Below are 15,989 nucleotides of genomic sequence, written 5' to 3'. Positions count from 1 at the left end.
TAAGGACTATTAATTGCATTTTTCCGAATTATAGTCCATATTTGGACCATGTTAGAAACACCAATCGAATTGACCGCCGCTTTGGGCCAGCGGATAAAGCGTCGCCGTCTCGGCATCGGCCTGACCCAGGCCGATGCGGCCGCTCGCGCTGGCATCGCGTATCGTACTTGGCGCCGCCTCGAAACGGAAGGCAAGGCCTCGATCGAGGATCTCGTCCGTGCCGCTTTGGCGTTACGCTGCGAACAGGATTTGGCGGCTCTGTTTCCAGTGCCACCGGCCTTGTCCATGGATGCTCTGCTCCAGCAGCAGAAGGCGGAGGCTAAGCCAAAGCCCCGCCTGCGTGCATCGGCATCGAAGGCTTCATGAAACTCGCTCCCGGCACCCCGCTCGAAATCGGCCTGATGCTCGACGAAAGCCAGCCCCTCGACCCAGTCGGCCGTCTCGCGATGGCCGATGGGCTGGCGCAGGTCGAATGGGCAGCGACCATCATCGAGCGACAGCACAGGATCGATCCACTCCTCTATCCCGCTGAACCTGGCCTCCACGCCGCGCGCGGGCGCAGCTTTGAGGGCCTGCACGGCTTCCTGTCCGACAGCCTTCCTGACGCGTGGGGACGGCTGCTCATGAAGCGACGGCTGGAGAAATTGGGCATCCATATCGACACGCTGAATGCTGTCGACAGGCTCGCTCTGGTAGGAACCACCGGCCGCGGCGCACTGGTCTATCAGCCCGCGACGACGCCAAGCGATGACGCAGGCCTGATCGATCTTGATGCTCTGGCGGAAAAGTCGCGGGTCTTGCTGCTCGGCGAGGATGCTGGACAGATTGACATGCTTGCCCGTCTTGGTGGCGCATCCGGCGGTGCGCGACCCAAAGTGCATCTGGGCATCGCATCGGACGGGACACTGAGCGCCGAAGCCGGTGCCAGCCATGAAGACTGGATCGTGAAGTTTCGCGCCGGCGTCGATCCCGTCGACATCGGCCCGATAGAAGAAGCCTATGCCCGCATGGCGCGGATGGCGGGCATCAATATGGCGGTATCTCGCCTGCTCCCTGCGCACGATGGGCCCGGCTATTTCGCGACGCGCAGGTTTGATCGGCCAGCGCCCAGTCGACGCCTCCACATGATTTCACTCGCCGGTGCTTTGGAGGCGCGCGCCGACATGCCGTCTATCGACTATGATATGTTCCTTCGCGCAACGATGGCAATTACCCGTCATGCTAATGATGTGGAGGAAGCCTTCCGCCGCATGGTCTTTAACATCCTCTCCCACAACCGCGACGACCACACGCGCCAGCATAGCTTCCTGCAGGATGAAGCCGGCGAATGGCGTCTCGCTCCGGCCTATGACCTGACCTTCTCGACCGGCCCCGGCGGCGAGCATTATCTAGCCGTCGAAGGCGAAGGACGCGCTCCGACACGTGCGCAGGTGACGACGCTGGGGCGGCGGCATGGCCTGTCCGACAGGACAATCACAGCCATCATTGATGACGTACGCGGTGCTTTGGCCAAATGGCAGTCCATCGCAGCGGATGCCGGAGCGACCGTTTCCATCGCCGAGATTGCCCGACGCCATGATGAGATAGAAAGGGTATTCAGCTAAGTCGAAGCATCCACACAGATCGTTTTCAGGATGGCACTTGACCCATACACATAAGCCCTACACAAGGGGTTTGCGATCCCGCAAAAACCGCGGATTTCCGTGGGTCGAAGGGGCAGGTATTTCGGTCTGGAATCCTGTCTCCCCGACCACTCACTTAAAATATGCGCAGGACGATGATCCACGCGGGCAGCGCCGCCAGCGCCAGAAAGGCGCCAAGAGGCACGCGCGCGGTGCGGCTTTTCGCCCGTCCGCTGACCAGCATCACCGCCAGCCCCAGCATCGATGCGATCAGCAGGATGAAAGGCAGCGCCTGCCAGCCGAACCAGGCGCCCAGCGCGCCCAGCAGCTTGGCGTCGCCCAGCCCCAGCCCATCACGCCCCCGCAATGCGCGATAGCCCAGCGATATGGCCAGTAATGCGCCATAGCCGATCACCGCGCCAATGATACGGTCAATCAGGATGACGTCGGTGGCCCACAGACCGATGGTGAGGCCAAGGAACGCCAGGGGCAGCGTCAGCGCGTCAGGCAACCAGAAGTGCCGCCAGTCGAGGATCGCCAGCGTCAGCAGCGTCCAGCCGAGCAGCGCCCAGCCGATCCCGCCTATGTCCGGCATCCCGCCGATCGCCAGCGCGCCGATGATCGCGCATCCCGCCTCCACCCGCCCATGCAGCGGATCGATGCGGGCGCCACAGGTGCGACAGCGGCCGCGCTGGACCATCGCGCTGAACAGAGGGATCAGGTCGCGCGCCGCCAGCGTCCGGCTGCAGCCGTCGCAGGCCGATCGCCCGCGCGCCACGCCGCGCCCCTGCGGCCAGCGCAGGATCAGCGTGGCGAGGAAACTGCCCAGGATCGCGCCGACCAGCGCGCCGGCCAGCGCCGTGACCGGCTGAATCACAGGGTCCCTTCGACCTTGAGCAGCTGAGCGTTGCCCACGCCCGCGAAACCGGCCTGGCCCAAAGTCGCGGCCAGCGCCGGGTCGGCGGTTTCGATCCGCATTTCGGCCGTATAGCGGCCCGATCGCCAGATGCGCAGGCTGATCTTCTCCATGCCCGACTGGCTGACCAGCGGCAGCAGCAGCGCGTCGCCATCACAAACGACGACGCCCGACAGCCCCTGCGTCAGATTGAGGCCGGGGAATTGCCCCGCCATGCGCGCGCGCACCCGGCCTTCGGCATGGCCGCAGCGATCACCCGTATAATAAGCGCTGACATCCTCCAGCATCAGGCTGCCGACCGGCAGCGGCGCGAAGGTGCGACCAAGCGGCACCGCGCCGGTGACGTCGTCCACACCGATGCGGCCGAAACCGACCGTCAAGGCGCCCTGAACGTCATCCGCCAGCCCCTTGACCCGCGCGATATCGAATCGCGCATGCCCCACGAGCAGGGCGACGGGCGACAACCCGGCCCGCACGCTGCCGAGCGGCATATTGCCCAGCATCAACTGGTCGATCCGCCCGCTCCATACCGTGCCGCGCACTTCCCGTGCGGCGACGCCCAGCCGCTCCAGCCCGGCCAGGCCCAGCGCGACCCGCATCGGCAGGAACAGCAGCAGGCCCAACGCCAGCATTATCAGCAGGATGATCCGCATCCGGCGAGACAGGGACAGGCCCATCATTGTCCGTCTCCCCGCACCAGCACGGCCTGCACCGAGACGCTGCCCGCGGTGGGCGATGGCCGCGCGGTCATCGTTTCTACCCGGACCCCCTGCGCCTCCAGCGCGGCGAGCCAGGAAAAGAGCGCGACTGGACGCACCGATGCTATGGCGATGTCGATCCGGTCGCCGCCCTGCGCCTGCGCCCGTTCCAGCGTCAGCCCGGCCTCGCCCGCGCTCTGGCCGACAAACTGATCGACCGGGGTGACCGGCCCCGTGGCGGCGGCGTTGCGTGGCAACGCCTTGAGTTGCTTCACCGCAGCGCGCACCGCCGCGTTGCGATCGGTCGCTTCATTGAGCGTATCGCGCGCGCTGCGTTGCGCCCGGTCCAGCGGCATGGCGATGCCGAACCACAGGATCACGACCGCCAACAGCGCGAACATGACGCCCAGCATCCATTGTTCGCGGGGCGATCGTTCCGACCAATATGCGCCTAATCCTTCCATCATGACTGCACCGTGATATCTGCCAGCGTCCGCCCGCCCGGTTCCTGGGACGGGGTCGCCGTGATCGTGAAACCGGCTGCCTGCAACGCCAGCAGCACGATGTTGATGTCGTCCGCCTTGGCCGCGGCCAGGGTCGCGCGGACCATGCCGTCGGGATCGCGCGATAGGCTGGTCAGGGCGACGCCCGGCGCATCCTGCATGGCCGCCAGCAATCCGGCCACTGGCGCGGTGAAGGCGCGTCCGCCCGCGCCCCGCGCGGCGAGCTTGCCCTCCATTTCCGTCAGCGCCTGCACCGCGTCGGTGGCACCGGGCGTCACCTGCTGCGCCAGCGCCAGGCTTTCGCGGTCCAGCCGGCTCGCTTCCATATGCTGCTTGGCGATGCCGATCAGGGCGATGGCGAGGCTCACGAACAGGATCAGCCCGCTCCACAGCGCGATGCGGCCGATCATGCGACGGTCCAGCGCGCGGCGGACGCGCTTGGCGAAATCACCCTGCCGCAGATCGAGCGGCGGCGCGTCCAGAGCGGCGATCGCCCGCCCTTCGATCAACCCCGGCGACACGTCGATGATCGGCGCGTCGGCGATCAGTGCCGGCAACGCCATATCGCCGGTGAGCGCCATGTCGATGCCGCGCAACACCATGTCGCCGGCTATCAGGCCGCGGGCAAAGCCGCACTCCGGCTCCGGCAACAGCAGCGGCGCCGGCACGATGATGTCGGGGTCCAGCCCGTGATGCTGCGCCCAAAGCAACCAGTGCTGCATGTCGGCGCGGCTCGCCACCGCGACGATATGCGGGCGGGCGGGGTCTTCATTGGCATCGGTTGCGGCGAACAACTGGTCGGACGATCCCAGTCCGCCGGCCAGCGCCTCCAGCCGCGCGGCGGCGCGCCCCTGCCGAACAGGCAGGTCGGGATGCGCGGTCCAGTTTAGCGTCACCAGCGCGGCTGGCGGCGCCAGCATGACCCGCGCCTGATCGGGCAGCGCGGCGATGCCGCAGGCTGCCAGCCAGTTCGCGCCCACGCCTGACTGGACCAGCGCGCCGTCCACCACCCGCATCCAGTGCGGCTCCGCCTCGGCCGCTTCGGCCAGGAAGACGATCAGAGCGTCGCGGCTGTTCATGCCCCCGCCCCCCAGCTGCGCCGCACCACGACGGCGGGGCTTTCCCGCGCGTCGATCAGCGCCCGCTCCACCACCTGCGTTCCCCCGACATCCACCGACACGTCCACTCCGAAAAATCCCGTCGTCAATTTCACCTGTTCCTGCACCTCGGTCATCGGCGACAGCCCGGTGAGCGAGGGCAAGGCCCAGAATTGCACCGTGCTGCCGTAGCCGTCCGCTGGCCGCTGCGCCAGCAGTTGCCGCGCCTGGCCGACGCTCAATTGTCCCGGTATCAGCATGGCGAACAACGGGGCCTGGTCGGGCAGCAGCGTATTGATGTTGATCGGCGACAGGGTGGTGACAGGCAAGGCGCAAATCCAGGGCCGGGCCAGATCATAGATTGCCGGGCTGATGCCGGCGACCGCGCGCAATTCGCTGGCATCCACCATCATGCGGTTGGCTGCGCGATAGGGCCGCTCCATCCGCGCATAGCTCTCATCCTCCGCGCCGCCAGGCTGGGGGGCGCTGTCGGTGTCGATCCAGTCGGCCAGGGAAGCCGCGGCGCCCTGCGCCTGCCGCGCATCCACGCCCAGCGCCTGCAACAGGCCCTGAAACTGGCTGACGCCGATCGGGCGGACTTTCAGGTTCGCCTCATTCTCGCCATTGACGACGCTGTTGAGGTTGAAGCAATTGCCCGCATCCGTCACCCGCGCTGTGGCGATGCCGCCGGGCACCGGGATGTTTTGCGGCGTGCCCATCCATCCGCCCGCCAGCGTGATCTTCGCCGGGTTGGAAGCGGTCAGGTCGGCGATGCGCAGCCGCGCTATCTCGGTCGCGGCATCGGCATAGGCGCGCCCCTGATCGACCGCGCCGCCATTGCCGGTCATCCGCGTCGCGAGCGCGACCCGCTCCAGCGCGGTCGCCGCGACCACGGCCATGACCGCCACCAGCAGCAGCACGGTCAGCAACGCGGCGCCCCGTTCATTTGGGCGGGGGTCAGGCACCGGGTGCGACCTCCAGCTTTTCGACCGGACCGGGCGCGACCTGAAAGCGCAGCATGACCGGCGGTTCGCCTGTGCGCGTCACCGTCATTTCGACCGCGCGGGGCAACAGGTCGGGCTGGGTCGGGGTCCAATCTTCCCGCCACTTGCCCTCCGCATCGCGGAAACGCAGCAATACCGCCTCGACATGCTCCAGCAACGCGGCCGGATCATCGCCCGCCGCGCCGTCGAGCTGGGCGTAAGTGCGTCGTTCCAGCCGCCCCTGCCGCACCCAATATTCGACCTTCTGCAAGGATGGCCGGGGCAACTCGCCCAGATTGTCCCAGCCGCCGCGCACGAACTGCATCACCGGCTGGCTCTCGCCCTCGTCATGCGCCCAGAAGGCGGGGGCCAGCGTCCCCGCCTCCGTCCGGGTGATGCGCGGCACCGCCTGGCCCAGGTCGCCCGCCAGCGCCCCGCCCGCCCGCTGCACCGCCGCGCTATCATCCAGCCGCGCCTTGATCTGCGCCTGCGCCGATACGCTGTTGCCCAACAGCAGCACGCCCGCCCCCGCCAGTAGGGCAAAAATCATCAGGGCGACGAGCAGCTCGATCAGCGTGAAGCCGTGTTCGGCGGAACGCCCGGAAAGCGTGAAGCCCTGTTCGGCGGAACGCCCGGAAAGCGTGAAGCCGTCCTCACGCTCGAACGGGGGTTGGAAGCGCGCCATCACTCGACCGTCCGCACGAAGCTGAGCACCACCGGCGACGCGCCCGGCTGGCCATCGACGGTCAGATCGACCTGCAACAGCCGCGCGTCGTCGGTCGGCTTGACGGTCCGGCTCCAGTGCCAGCGCCGCCCGCCATTGTCGACGTCGCCAGCCTCCTCGCCCACCGAAGGCGGAATCGGATCGGTCTGCACGTCGACCATCAGGTTGCGCGCGACGATCTGGCCCAGCGCCTTGCTGTCGAGATCGGCGGCGGTGCGCAGCGTCACGCCCTGCAACCGCACCAGCGCCAGCGCGGCCAGGCTGAACACCGCCAGCGCGACCAGCATTTCGAGGAGCGTAAAGCCCTCGTCATTATGTCTTCCATCACCCACCGACCAGAACCTTCCCCGCCATGTCGACCATCACCGACACCCGCTCGCCTTCGCGCGCCAGGGTGACAGTCAAAGGATCGGTCGGCAGACCGGTGCCGTCGAAGGCGATCTGCTGGCGGCCATCCTTGCCGACCAGGGCGCGGGTGCCGCCTTTCCAGTTGGCGGTGACGAAGGGCTTGTCCTCAATGCCCACCCATTGCCCCGCCTCGCGGCGCTGGAAACCATAGCCGGATGCCGACACCCACAGGCTCATCGGACGCGCAGTGACGACCGCTTCGTCGCGCGCGGCGGCAACGCGCGCGGCAAAGCGGTCGGCATCCTCGATCACGCGCCCGCGCGGATCGGGGATGGCGAGCACGACGGCCGCCGAAATGAAGCCGATGATCGTCAGCACGACCATCAGCTCCAGCAGGGTGAAACCGCTCTCTTCAGAGTTCGCTGGAATAGATGTCCGCATTTTCGCTCTCGCCGCCCGGCTGGCCATCCGCGCCCAGCGAACTGATGTCGAACGCGCCCTTGCGGCCCGGCACGGTGTAGACATAGGCGCGGCCCCACGGATCGTCGGGCAGCTTCTTGATATAGCCGCCGCGGCGATAGCGCTGCGGCTGCGCCAGCGAGGCGGGGGGGGTGAGCAAGGCTTGCAACCCGTCCGATCCCGCCGGGTAGGTCAGGTTATCGAGCCGATATTGCTCCAGCGCCTGTTCGATGGTGGCGATGTCGGCCTTCGCCTTTTCGACGCGAGCCGTATCGGTCGCAGGGATGACATTGATCGCCACGATCGTCGCCAGCAGGCCGATGATGACGATGACGACCATCAGTTCGACCAGCGTGAAGCCGGCTTCACCTGACGTCTCGTCTCCGTTCGCCCTGAGCTTGTCGAAGGGCTTTTCTTTTGCTTTGAAGCCAGAGAGGGCTTCGACAAGCTCAGCCCGAACGGATTTTAGATTGAACATATTCAACTCCTTCAAGCCCCGGTGAGGCTTTGCAGCTGCAGGATCGGCAGCAGGATGGACAGGATGATGACGGCGACGATGCCCCCCATCAGTATGATGATAATCGGCTCCAGCATAGCAAGCGCGGTTGATGTGAAGGCGTCGAATTCGCGTTCCAGATAATCGGCGGCCCGCTCCAGCATGGTGTCGAGCCGCCCGGCGCTCTCGCCGCTCGCCGCCAGATAGACCAGCAGCGGGGGAAACACACCCGCCCGGCGCAGCGCCGCGGACAGGCTGCCGCCGCCGCGGATCGCCTCGACAATCTCGTCCGACGCCTTGCGCAGCACGCGATTATGGACCGTGTTGGCGGTCAGCGTCAGCCCCTCCATCAGCGGCAGTCGGCTGGCGACCATGGTGGACAGCGTCCGCGCCATGCGCGCGGCGTGCAGATCGCGGATCAGCTTGCCCAACACGGGCAATCCCAGCATCATAGCGTCGAAGCGATAGCGAAAGCCGTCATTCTTCATCGCGCGCCAGAAACCGACGCCCGCCAGCAGCACGAGGATGAGCAACAGCCACCAATAAGCGGCCAGGAAAGCGGAAATGGCCATCACGATCCGGGTCAGCAGCGGCAATTCCTGCCCCACCGTATCGAACTGTTCGACCACCTTGGGCACAACGAAGATCATCAGCGCAGCGACCACGAACACGGCGAAGATGGCCAGCACGCTGGGGTAGGCAATGGCGGTCAGCACCTTGGACCGCATCACCGCCTGCCGCTCCATCAGGTCCGACAGCCGCTCCATGATGGTGGGCAGGCTGCCGGAACTTTCACCCGCGGAGATCATCGCGCGATACAGCGGCGGGAAGCTTTTCGGCTCCGCGCCCAGCGCATCGGCCAGCCGCCGCCCTTCCATCACCCCGCCATGGACCTTGCCCACGATGGCGCGGACATGGTCCTGCTCGCTCTGACGACCGATGGTGCGCAGCGATTCCTCCAGCGGGCTGACCTGCGTCAGCGTCGCCAACTGGCGCGTGAACAGCGTCAGTTCCTTGGGGCTGAGGCGCGGGCTGCGCAGCGACAGGTTCGCCCGCTTGCGCGCCGTTTCCACTGCGCCCGGCTCGATCCGCACGATGAACATCTTGCGCGCGTCCAGCTTGGCGCGCGCATCCTCGATCGTTCCGGCCTTGATGCTGCCGCTGCGCTCCCGGCCCGCCGGGTCGATCGCGCTATAGTCGAAATCAGCCATCGGCGATGGTTTCCGCCTCGATCGCGTCGCGACGCGACACGCGGATCGCTTCCTCCGCCGTGGTCTGGCCGTCGCGCACCAGCGCGCGAGCCGCCGACCCCAGATTGGGGGCGTTAAGGAAGGCATGGCGCGCGATCAGCGATTCATCGCCCCCGTCGTTGATCAGACGCCGGATGGTGTCGTCCACCCGGATCGCCTCGAACACGCCGATCCGGCCCTTATAACCGCTGCCGCCGCACTCGTCGCAGCCCTTCGCCCTATAGATGATCGTGCCGGGGTCGAAACCCAGTAGCGCGCTGGCCGATTTATCCGCCTGCACCGGCTCGCGGCAATGCTGGCACAGCCGCCGAACTAGCCGCTGGGCGATGACCGCGCGCAAGGTGGAGGCGAGCAGGAACGGCTCGACCCGCATGTCGCGCATCCGGGTGATTGCGCCCACCGCGTCATTGGTATGGACGGTCGACAGGACGAGGTGCCCCGTCAGCGACGCCTGCACGGCGATTTCCGCCGTTTCCCGGTCGCGGATTTCGCCGACCATGACGACGTCGGGATCTTGCCGCAGGATCGCGCGCAGGCCCGCCGCGAAGGTCAGGCCGACCTTGGCGTTCACCTGGGTCTGGCCCACGCCCTCCATCGCATATTCGACCGGGTCTTCGACGGTCAGGATATTGCGCGATCCGTCGTTGAGCTGGCGCAAGCCGGCATAAAGCGTCGTCGTCTTGCCCGACCCGGTCGGCCCGGTGACCAGGATGATGCCGTTGGGTTCGCTCAATCCTTCGCGGAAGATGCGGTCCGGCACGCCGTTCATGCCCAGCAGGTCGAGCGTGATCCCGGCATTTTCCTTGTCCAGAATACGCAGCACGACCCGCTCGCCTGCCCGGCTGGGCAGGGTGGAGACGCGCACGTCGAGCAGCTTGCCGCCCAGCGTCAGGCCGATACGCCCGTCCTGCGGCACGCGCCGCTCTGCAATGTCGAGCCGCGCCATCACCTTGATCCGGCTGACCACCACCGGGGCGACATGCGGCGGCATCCGCAGCGTCTCACGCAACACGCCGTCCACGCGCATCCGCACGATCAGGCCGGTTTCATAAGGCTCGATATGGATGTCCGACACGCCCTGCCGCGCCGCTTCGGCGATGATACCGTTAATCAGGCGGATGGCGGGCGCATCATCGGCGCTGTCAAGCAGGTCGTCGGCGGTCGGGATGTCGGCGGCCAATATGTCCAGCTCGTCGGCGCCCACTTCCAGCGATCCGGCCATGGCCGCCGCGCTGCCTTCCATCGCATAATGGTTGGACAAATGCCGGTCGAACTCGGCCGGTTCGACGAAGATGACGTCGAAGCTGCGCGCCAGATGCCGCCGCACTTCGAGCAATATGCGCGGATCGCTGCCTTCGCGCACCGCGATGGTCAGCCGCTCACCCTCGATCGGCAGCATGACCACGCCATGCTTGCGCGCGAAGACATAAGGTATGTCGATGGGGCGCGGCGGCTGCGCGAGCGGGCTGATATCGGTGTGCGTCTGTTCGCTCACTTGCGCCCTCCGCTTGCCGGTATTTCGACCGGCCGCACCACGCCGCTCGACTGGCGGACGGTGGGTTCGATGACCTGCGCGCCCGCCACCGGCTCCACAACCGCATCACCCGGCTGGGCGGCGGCGACCGGCGGGGTCGCGCCCATATAGTCGCGCACCAGTTCGTCGATCGTTGGTTCGACGTCGGGATTGCGCTGCAACTGCATGTTGCGGACATAACCGTAACGCTGCTGCGTCAGCCGCTGCGCATCTTCCTTCGACCGCAGGATGGTCGGCCGGATGAAGACCATCAAATTGGTCTTGGTCCGGCTCTTGCTGCGCGATTTGAACAATTCGCCCAACCCCGGAATATCGGACAGCAGCGGGATGCGTTCGATCGTCTTGCGCTCATTATCGTCCAGCAGGCCGCCCAGCGCCAGTATCTCGCCGTCATCGACGGTCACGGTCGTCTCGATCTCGCGCTTGTTGATGATGAGGTCGCTGCTGGAGTTGCTGACCGGCCCGGCCACGCTCGACACTTCCTGCTTCAGGAACAGCTTGATCGCGCCGCCGGTGTTGATCTGCGGCTTCACCTCCAGCTTGATGCCGACATCCTGACGCTGGACGGTGCGGAACTGATTGTCGAAATTCTGGCTCAGCGCTTCGCCCGTCGTTACCGGCACTTGCTGCCCGACCAGGATAGACGCCTTCTGGTTGTCCAGCGTCATCACGGACGGCGTGGAAAGCAGGTTGCTTTCGGTGTCGGATTTGACCGCATTGATGATCGCGCCGAAAATGCCGTTCTTGCCGATGCTGCCGCCCAGCCCCGCAATCGCGCCGGTTGCGCTGGTCAGGCTGCTGATCGCCGCTTCCTGCAAGCTGCTGGCCAGGTCGCCGCTATTTTGCACCTCCGTCGTAGTGCGCGTGCCATCAGCCGCCACCACGGTCGTCGTCGTCGTGCCCAGTTGCGTCGCCCCATAAGCGCCTGCCAGCGTTAGCAAATTGGGCGAAGCGTTGGAATAGTTGCTCGCGGCAAAGCCGGTCGACGTGCTGCCGAGCAGAAATTGCACGCCCAGCTTCTTGGCCGCCGCATCGCTGATCTCCACGATGATCGCCTCCACCAGCACCTGTTCGCGACGGGTGTCGACCTGGCGGATGGTTTCGCCCAACATTCGTTGCACGTCGCTGTTGGCGGCCACGATGATCGCGTTTGCGCCTTCGTAACGGGTGACGATCGCCGGGCCGCGGGTGGAGATGCCGCCGCCGCTGGACGATGACGACGAGGATGCCGCCGCGACCGGCGCCGCCGCCTGAGATGCGGGGGCCGCGCTGCTGGCCGCTGGGGTAGAGGCCGTGACCGGCTGGCTGGTCGACTGGCCGACCAGTTGCTGCAACACCGGCAGCAATTTTTCCGCATCGGCATGTTCCAGCCAATACACGCGGATTTCGGTGCCGCTGGCCGCCTGCTGGTCCAGCTGGCGCGCCATGGCGGCGAGCCTTGTGACGGTATTGGCGTCGCCCCGGATGGCCACGGCATTGCTGCTGTCGATCGGCACCACGGTCGCGGCCGATGGCGCGGCATTCTCGCCTCCGCCCGTCGCCACCAGCGCCTGGAGCGAGGTCGCGATTTCGCGCGCGCCGGCATTTTTCAGCATCACCATCTGCGTCGCGGACGTGTCGCGGTCGATGCGGGCGATCACCTGGCGGATGCGCGATATATTATCGGCATAGTCGGCCACCACCACGCTGTTGCCCGCGCGGTTGGCGGTGACGGAGCCTTCCTTGCTGACCAGCGGGCGCAGGGTCTCCAGCGCGCTCGCCGCGTCGATGGAGCGTAGGCGGAACACCTCCGTCACGAAGCTGTTGCGGTTGGCTCCGCGGCCCACGGCGCTGGGCTGGCCCGCCGCGCCATCGGCCGGCTGGATGCGATAGGCGCCGCCGGGCGCCGGCACCGCGACCAGTCCATTGGCGCGCAGGGTGGACAGAACGATCTCGAAATATTCGGATCGCGACAGCGGCCGGTCGGTCACGACCGACACCTTCCCCTGCACCTTGTTGTCGATGATGAAGGTGCGCCCGGTCACCCGCGCTGCATCCTGAATGAAGGCGCGGATGTCGGCGTCGCGGACGTTGAGCGTCTGTTGCGCCATCGACGGCGTTGCGATCGGTGCGGCCAGAGCGAGCGCCGTAGCGGCAGAGAGGAGGAATTTGCGGGTCATTGGCCTTGCACTATGATGTTGACCGATGCCACGGCGGCGCCGCGCTCCACGGTGAGGGAAAGGCGCGCGCCGGGCGCGATCTGGTTCTGGAGAGCCTGAAGGTCGCCGGCCGACCCGATCGGTTGACCGTTGATCTGGCTGATGATGTCGCCGGGACGAAAGCCTGCGCCCGCGAAGGTCGGCCCCTTGGCCATGACGGCGACGCCGGTGACGCGGCCATTCTGCATTCGCGGGGCAAAGCCGATGTCGCGCTTCAGACCTTCCACGGTCGGGCCTGCGCCGGGCGCGGCGGGTGGCGGCGGGGCGGCGCTCTGCCAGCCTGCGCCCTGCGTCGGGGCGGGCGCTGCTTCGGGTGCGGGGGTCGATTGATCGATGAAAATCTGTTCTGCCGCGCCCCCCCGGTCGATCGTCACATGGTCGAACGTCACGGCCTTCAGGACCACGCCCGGCATGATTTCGTCGCCAATGGCGAAGCTGTTCTGTACGCCGTCGGGTGCGGCGATGATGGCCGATCCAAGTCCCGACCCCTCATTAACCCGCACGCCATGGAGAGTCAGCGCGAGCGAGGTGACGACACCATCGCCCGCCTGTTGCGGGGCGCCAGTGCGGAAAAAGGGATCGAAGCTGGCGAACAGCGCCTGTCGCGCGCTGGGGGAGAGGATTTGCGCCTGCCGCCCTTCCCAGGGGCCAAAGCTGCCGACCGGCACGACGATCGCCCAGACCAGTCGCACCAGTTGCAACGCCAGCAGGACGAGCAACGCCCGTTCGAACAGCGCAAGCCAGTCGAACCCACGCGCCGACCCTGCCCCGCTCCAAGCGAAGCGACGCGCCCCTTTTATGCTATCGCCAAATGGCACCCGCATGACGTCGAATAACCCCCATCACTGTGCCAGCCTGCTAGGCAAATGTCTTTACTGTCAGATGACAATCATGTGACGCTAATATGACATATCCCATCTGATGCCATGCCTCTTGCTTTTCCTCCATTGAAAGTTAGCTACGGCGCCGTCTGCCGATAGATGCATCTTTATCAGGATATGCCATGCCGGACCTGACCGCCACGCCCCCTGCCCCCACGGCCGCCGACGCCGATCCCGCCTGGATCGCCGCCCATCCGCGCATCCAGCGGGTCCCCAATCGCGCATTGACGCTGTTCATCCAGCGTCGTTTCCTGAACGCGGAAGAATGCGTTGCATTGATTGAGCGGATCGACGCCAAACGCCGCCCGTCCACCATCGCGGACGCCAATGGCGACGGCTATTTCCGCACTAGCGAAACCTGCGATCTGGACCATGGCGATCCGTTCGTCGCTGCGATCAATGCGCGATTGGACGCCTTTGCCGGGATAGCGACGCTCCATGGCGAACCGATCCAGGGCCAACGCTATGATGTGGGCCAGGAATTCAAGGCGCATACCGACTATTTCGATCCCAAGGGTTCCGATTATGCGACATATTGTTCTGTGGCGGGCAATCGCACCTGGACGCTGATGATCTATCTGAACGAACCGGCGGCTGGCGGGGCGACCCGCTTCACGCAGATCGGCAAGACCGTCCAGCCTGAAACCGGCAAGTTGCTCGCCTGGAACAACCGCGATCTATCGGGCGCGCCGAACCCCGCCAGCCTCCACCATGGCATGAAGGTGCGGTCGGGGGTTAAGCATGTCATTACGAAATGGTATCGGGAACGCCCCTGGGGCTAAACCCAGTCAGGTCCAGAAGCGACGCGCATCGACAAGGGCCTCGTGCGCCTGCGCTGCTGCGGTCAGCAGGTCGCCCTTCTCAACCTTGCCCGCTGCGACATCGACCGGCAGTCCGTAGCGGACCAGGATCGCGGGCGTCGTGGCCAAATCATTGAGCGTTCCCAGCATATCCTGCATGGCTTCCAGCTTGCCCAGAAACGCCTTTTTCCGTCGGATGCGCTTTCTTTTGCCGCCGAACAGTCCAGCAAAGAATTCAGCGCCATAGCGCAGCTTCTTCGCATCTTTGCGCACCGCATGACGCGCCTCGTCGTTCAACTGCGCCAGATGCTTGCCGCCCATGGCGATCCGCTTGCGAAGCTTGCGCAAGCGAGTCACGGCGAAAGGGACCGCCGACCGATCCGCTTTCATTTTGAGACCCGCGCCCAGCGCCGTCCACTCCACAAGATCGATCAACAGCGTCCGCACCCGCGCGGACTCCAGCCATTGCAGGACACGCTGATGCGCTGTCGCCTGCGCCGCCTCCAACCGCGCGCGCGCCGAATCGTCGACGACCCGCGGTATCAGCACATCCAGGTCGCGCGCTTCGCCCAACACAGCCGCCAGCCAGCGCAACTCCCCCTGGAAGCGGGAGGCGTCCGCCGCCCGCAAGACCGGCTTGAACAATTTCAGCGCCGATCGCAGACGCCGGATCGCGACTCGCGCCTGGTGCAGCGCCTCCGGCGTGTAGTGGTCCAGCAGCAACGCTTCGTTCAGCCGATAGTGACGCAGGCAGGATGCGGCGATCCGCAGGAAAGTTTGGCGCACGCTCATGGACGGATCAAGCGCCACCTTTTCCGCCTTGATCGCCGCCGGCAGCGCCTCGGTCAGGCGATAGCCGCGCTCGGCCTTGCTCAATACGCCCGGTCGCAGAGCGATGTCCGCGTCGATCCGCCGCGCCAGCGCGAACAGCGCCGCCGGGTCGCCCGCCTTCAATTCCAGTTCGATCTCGCAAATCGCCTGTTCCCGCCCGGCCGCCAGCACCGCACCGCGATCCAGCACCAGTTCGATCGTCGCGCCATCCCGCGTCACGGTCCAGGTCCGGCGCTGCACATCGACGGTGAACAACCGATCCACTTCCGCCACCGCCGCTCCCAGCAGCGCAGCGACCGGGGTGCGGTCGTCCAGCACCGGCGCGTCGCCCCGCACCGGCGTTTCCCACTCGTCGCGCGCGAACAGCCCCGCGCCATCGCGGCCATCTGCCTTGACCGTCTGGACCCGCCGCCGCCCCGACTGGCGGATGCGCAGGCTCATGCCCCGCTTGCCAAGCTGATGGTCGGGCGTGTCGAAATAGATGGCGTGCAGCGCTGCCGTCTGGCTCTCCGCCGGCAGCGACGGCCATCGCGCGAACATCTCCGCCGCTTCGAGCGACAGGTCCAGCTTCAGTTCGACTTCCGGTTGCAAGCCCATCTCCTGCCAACGGCCATCCCGCCGAGCGCCTTAGCATGAATGGCCTTAACCA

The 15,989-nt window shown here is 66.2% G+C and carries 17 protein-coding genes; 3 read left to right on the top strand and 14 right to left on the bottom strand.

Going from position 1 to position 15,989, the window contains the following annotated elements:
- Positions 1–48 precede the first annotated feature (48 nt).
- Both sphantq_RS17585 and sphantq_RS17580 read left to right on the top strand, forming a co-directional pair.
- Positions 49–366 carry a helix-turn-helix domain-containing protein gene (locus sphantq_RS17585; protein WP_272799119.1) on the top strand — a complete coding sequence of 106 codons (318 nt, stop codon included), beginning with the start codon at positions 49–51 and terminating at the stop codon, positions 364–366.
- Complete coding sequence (locus tag sphantq_RS17580; RefSeq protein WP_272799118.1) at positions 363–1,604, top strand: type II toxin-antitoxin system HipA family toxin; 1,242 nt, start codon at positions 363–365, stop codon at positions 1,602–1,604. The genes sphantq_RS17585 and sphantq_RS17580 overlap by 4 nt, the downstream gene beginning before the upstream one ends.
- 154 nt (positions 1,605–1,758) lie before the next feature.
- On the opposite strand, the gene sphantq_RS17575 is transcribed toward sphantq_RS17580, so the two are convergent.
- Genes sphantq_RS17575 through sphantq_RS17515 form a run of 13 tightly spaced genes read right to left on the bottom strand, consistent with a single transcriptional unit; the run spans position 1,759 to position 13,652 of the window.
- The gene (locus tag sphantq_RS17575; RefSeq protein ID WP_272799117.1) at positions 1,759–2,499 is read right to left on the bottom strand and encodes a prepilin peptidase; all 741 of its coding nucleotides are present in this window, start codon (positions 2,497–2,499) and stop codon (positions 1,759–1,761) included.
- Positions 2,496–3,218: a type II secretion system protein N gene (gene gspN, locus sphantq_RS17570; protein WP_272799116.1), complete on the bottom strand. Its 723-nt coding sequence runs from the start codon at positions 3,216–3,218 to the stop codon at positions 2,496–2,498. The genes sphantq_RS17575 and gspN overlap by 4 nt, the downstream gene beginning before the upstream one ends.
- Positions 3,215–3,703 (bottom strand): type II secretion system protein M, encoded by a 489-nt coding sequence (locus sphantq_RS17565; RefSeq protein WP_272799115.1) that lies wholly within the window; start codon positions 3,701–3,703, stop codon positions 3,215–3,217. Before sphantq_RS17565 ends, gspN begins: the two co-directional genes overlap by 4 nt.
- Positions 3,700–4,818, bottom strand: a complete 1,119-nt coding sequence (gspL, locus tag sphantq_RS17560) for a type II secretion system protein GspL (protein WP_272799114.1) — start codon at positions 4,816–4,818, stop codon at positions 3,700–3,702. Before gspL ends, sphantq_RS17565 begins: the two co-directional genes overlap by 4 nt.
- Entirely contained in the window at positions 4,815–5,801 is a 987-nt protein-coding gene (gspK, locus tag sphantq_RS17555) for a type II secretion system minor pseudopilin GspK (protein ID WP_272799113.1), read from the bottom strand. Before gspK ends, gspL begins: the two co-directional genes overlap by 4 nt.
- Positions 5,794–6,504, bottom strand: a complete 711-nt coding sequence (gene gspJ, locus sphantq_RS17550) for a type II secretion system minor pseudopilin GspJ (protein WP_272799112.1) — start codon at positions 6,502–6,504, stop codon at positions 5,794–5,796. The genes gspK and gspJ overlap by 8 nt, the downstream gene beginning before the upstream one ends.
- Positions 6,504–6,830, bottom strand: coding sequence for a type II secretion system minor pseudopilin GspI (gene gspI / locus sphantq_RS17545; RefSeq protein WP_066602166.1), 327 nt, complete (start codon positions 6,828–6,830; stop codon positions 6,504–6,506). Before gspI ends, gspJ begins: the two co-directional genes overlap by 1 nt.
- A gap of 37 nt (positions 6,831–6,867) precedes the next feature.
- Complete coding sequence (locus tag sphantq_RS17540; RefSeq protein WP_272799111.1) at positions 6,868–7,332, bottom strand: GspH/FimT family pseudopilin; 465 nt, start codon at positions 7,330–7,332, stop codon at positions 6,868–6,870.
- A complete protein-coding gene (gene gspG / locus sphantq_RS17535) occupies positions 7,304–7,828 on the bottom strand; it encodes a type II secretion system major pseudopilin GspG (RefSeq protein WP_066602170.1) in 525 nt (174 codons plus the stop codon). The genes sphantq_RS17540 and gspG overlap by 29 nt, the downstream gene beginning before the upstream one ends.
- 11 nt (positions 7,829–7,839) lie before the next feature.
- Entirely contained in the window at positions 7,840–9,057 is a 1,218-nt protein-coding gene (gene gspF, locus sphantq_RS17530; protein WP_272799110.1) for a type II secretion system inner membrane protein GspF, read from the bottom strand.
- On the bottom strand, positions 9,050–10,591 hold the full coding sequence (gspE, locus tag sphantq_RS17525) for a type II secretion system ATPase GspE (RefSeq protein WP_066602174.1): 1,542 nt from the start codon (positions 10,589–10,591) through the stop codon (positions 9,050–9,052). Before gspE ends, gspF begins: the two co-directional genes overlap by 8 nt.
- On the bottom strand, positions 10,588–12,789 hold the full coding sequence (gspD, locus tag sphantq_RS17520; protein WP_066602175.1) for a type II secretion system secretin GspD: 2,202 nt from the start codon (positions 12,787–12,789) through the stop codon (positions 10,588–10,590). The genes gspE and gspD overlap by 4 nt, the downstream gene beginning before the upstream one ends.
- The gene (locus tag sphantq_RS17515; protein ID WP_272799109.1) at positions 12,786–13,652 is read right to left on the bottom strand and encodes a type II secretion system protein N; all 867 of its coding nucleotides are present in this window, start codon (positions 13,650–13,652) and stop codon (positions 12,786–12,788) included. Before sphantq_RS17515 ends, gspD begins: the two co-directional genes overlap by 4 nt.
- A gap of 179 nt (positions 13,653–13,831) precedes the next feature.
- On the opposite strand from sphantq_RS17515, the gene sphantq_RS17510 reads away from it, so the two are divergent.
- Entirely contained in the window at positions 13,832–14,491 is a 660-nt protein-coding gene (locus sphantq_RS17510; protein WP_129926166.1) for a prolyl hydroxylase family protein, read from the top strand.
- A 6-nt stretch (positions 14,492–14,497) separates the two neighbouring features.
- On the opposite strand, the gene sphantq_RS17505 is transcribed toward sphantq_RS17510, so the two are convergent.
- Positions 14,498–15,937: a CYTH and CHAD domain-containing protein gene (locus sphantq_RS17505; RefSeq protein ID WP_443021505.1), complete on the bottom strand. Its 1,440-nt coding sequence runs from the start codon at positions 15,935–15,937 to the stop codon at positions 14,498–14,500.
- Positions 15,938–15,989 lie beyond the last annotated feature (52 nt).

Source organism: Sphingobium sp. AntQ-1, assembly GCF_028538045.1.
GTDB lineage: Bacteria > Pseudomonadota > Alphaproteobacteria > Sphingomonadales > Sphingomonadaceae > Sphingobium > Sphingobium cupriresistens.
The sequence above is the reverse complement of the archived record's forward strand: the minus strand, read 5'-3'. Positions and strand labels throughout refer to the sequence as shown.

Excerpts from the sequence above, each read along its gene's own strand:
- gspF (WP_272799110.1), bottom strand. The coding sequence starts at position 9,057 with ATGGCTGATTTCGACTATAGCGCGATCGACCCGGCGGGCCGGGAGCGC.
- gspI (WP_066602166.1), bottom strand. The coding sequence starts at position 6,830 with ATGCTGGTCGCGCTGGCGGTGTTCAGCCTGGCCGCGCTGGCGCTGGTG.
- gspG (WP_066602170.1), bottom strand. The coding sequence starts at position 7,828 with ATGTTCAATCTAAAATCCGTTCGGGCTGAGCTTGTCGAAGCCCTCTCT.
- sphantq_RS17505 (WP_443021505.1), bottom strand. The coding sequence starts at position 15,937 with ATGGGCTTGCAACCGGAAGTCGAACTGAAGCTGGACCTGTCGCTCGAA.
- sphantq_RS17565 (WP_272799115.1), bottom strand. The coding sequence starts at position 3,703 with ATGATGGAAGGATTAGGCGCATATTGGTCGGAACGATCGCCCCGCGAA.
- sphantq_RS17515 (WP_272799109.1), bottom strand. The coding sequence starts at position 13,652 with ATGCGGGTGCCATTTGGCGATAGCATAAAAGGGGCGCGTCGCTTCGCT.
- gspJ (WP_272799112.1), bottom strand. The coding sequence starts at position 6,504 with ATGGCGCGCTTCCAACCCCCGTTCGAGCGTGAGGACGGCTTCACGCTT.
- gspD (WP_066602175.1), bottom strand. The coding sequence starts at position 12,789 with ATGACCCGCAAATTCCTCCTCTCTGCCGCTACGGCGCTCGCTCTGGCC.
- gspN (WP_272799116.1), bottom strand. The coding sequence starts at position 3,218 with ATGATGGGCCTGTCCCTGTCTCGCCGGATGCGGATCATCCTGCTGATA.
- gspL (WP_272799114.1), bottom strand. The coding sequence starts at position 4,818 with ATGAACAGCCGCGACGCTCTGATCGTCTTCCTGGCCGAAGCGGCCGAG.
- sphantq_RS17580 (WP_272799118.1), top strand. The coding sequence starts at position 363 with ATGAAACTCGCTCCCGGCACCCCGCTCGAAATCGGCCTGATGCTCGAC.
- sphantq_RS17585 (WP_272799119.1), top strand. The coding sequence starts at position 49 with ATGTTAGAAACACCAATCGAATTGACCGCCGCTTTGGGCCAGCGGATA.
- sphantq_RS17540 (WP_272799111.1), bottom strand. The coding sequence starts at position 7,332 with ATGCGGACATCTATTCCAGCGAACTCTGAAGAGAGCGGTTTCACCCTG.
- sphantq_RS17510 (WP_129926166.1), top strand. The coding sequence starts at position 13,832 with ATGCCGGACCTGACCGCCACGCCCCCTGCCCCCACGGCCGCCGACGCC.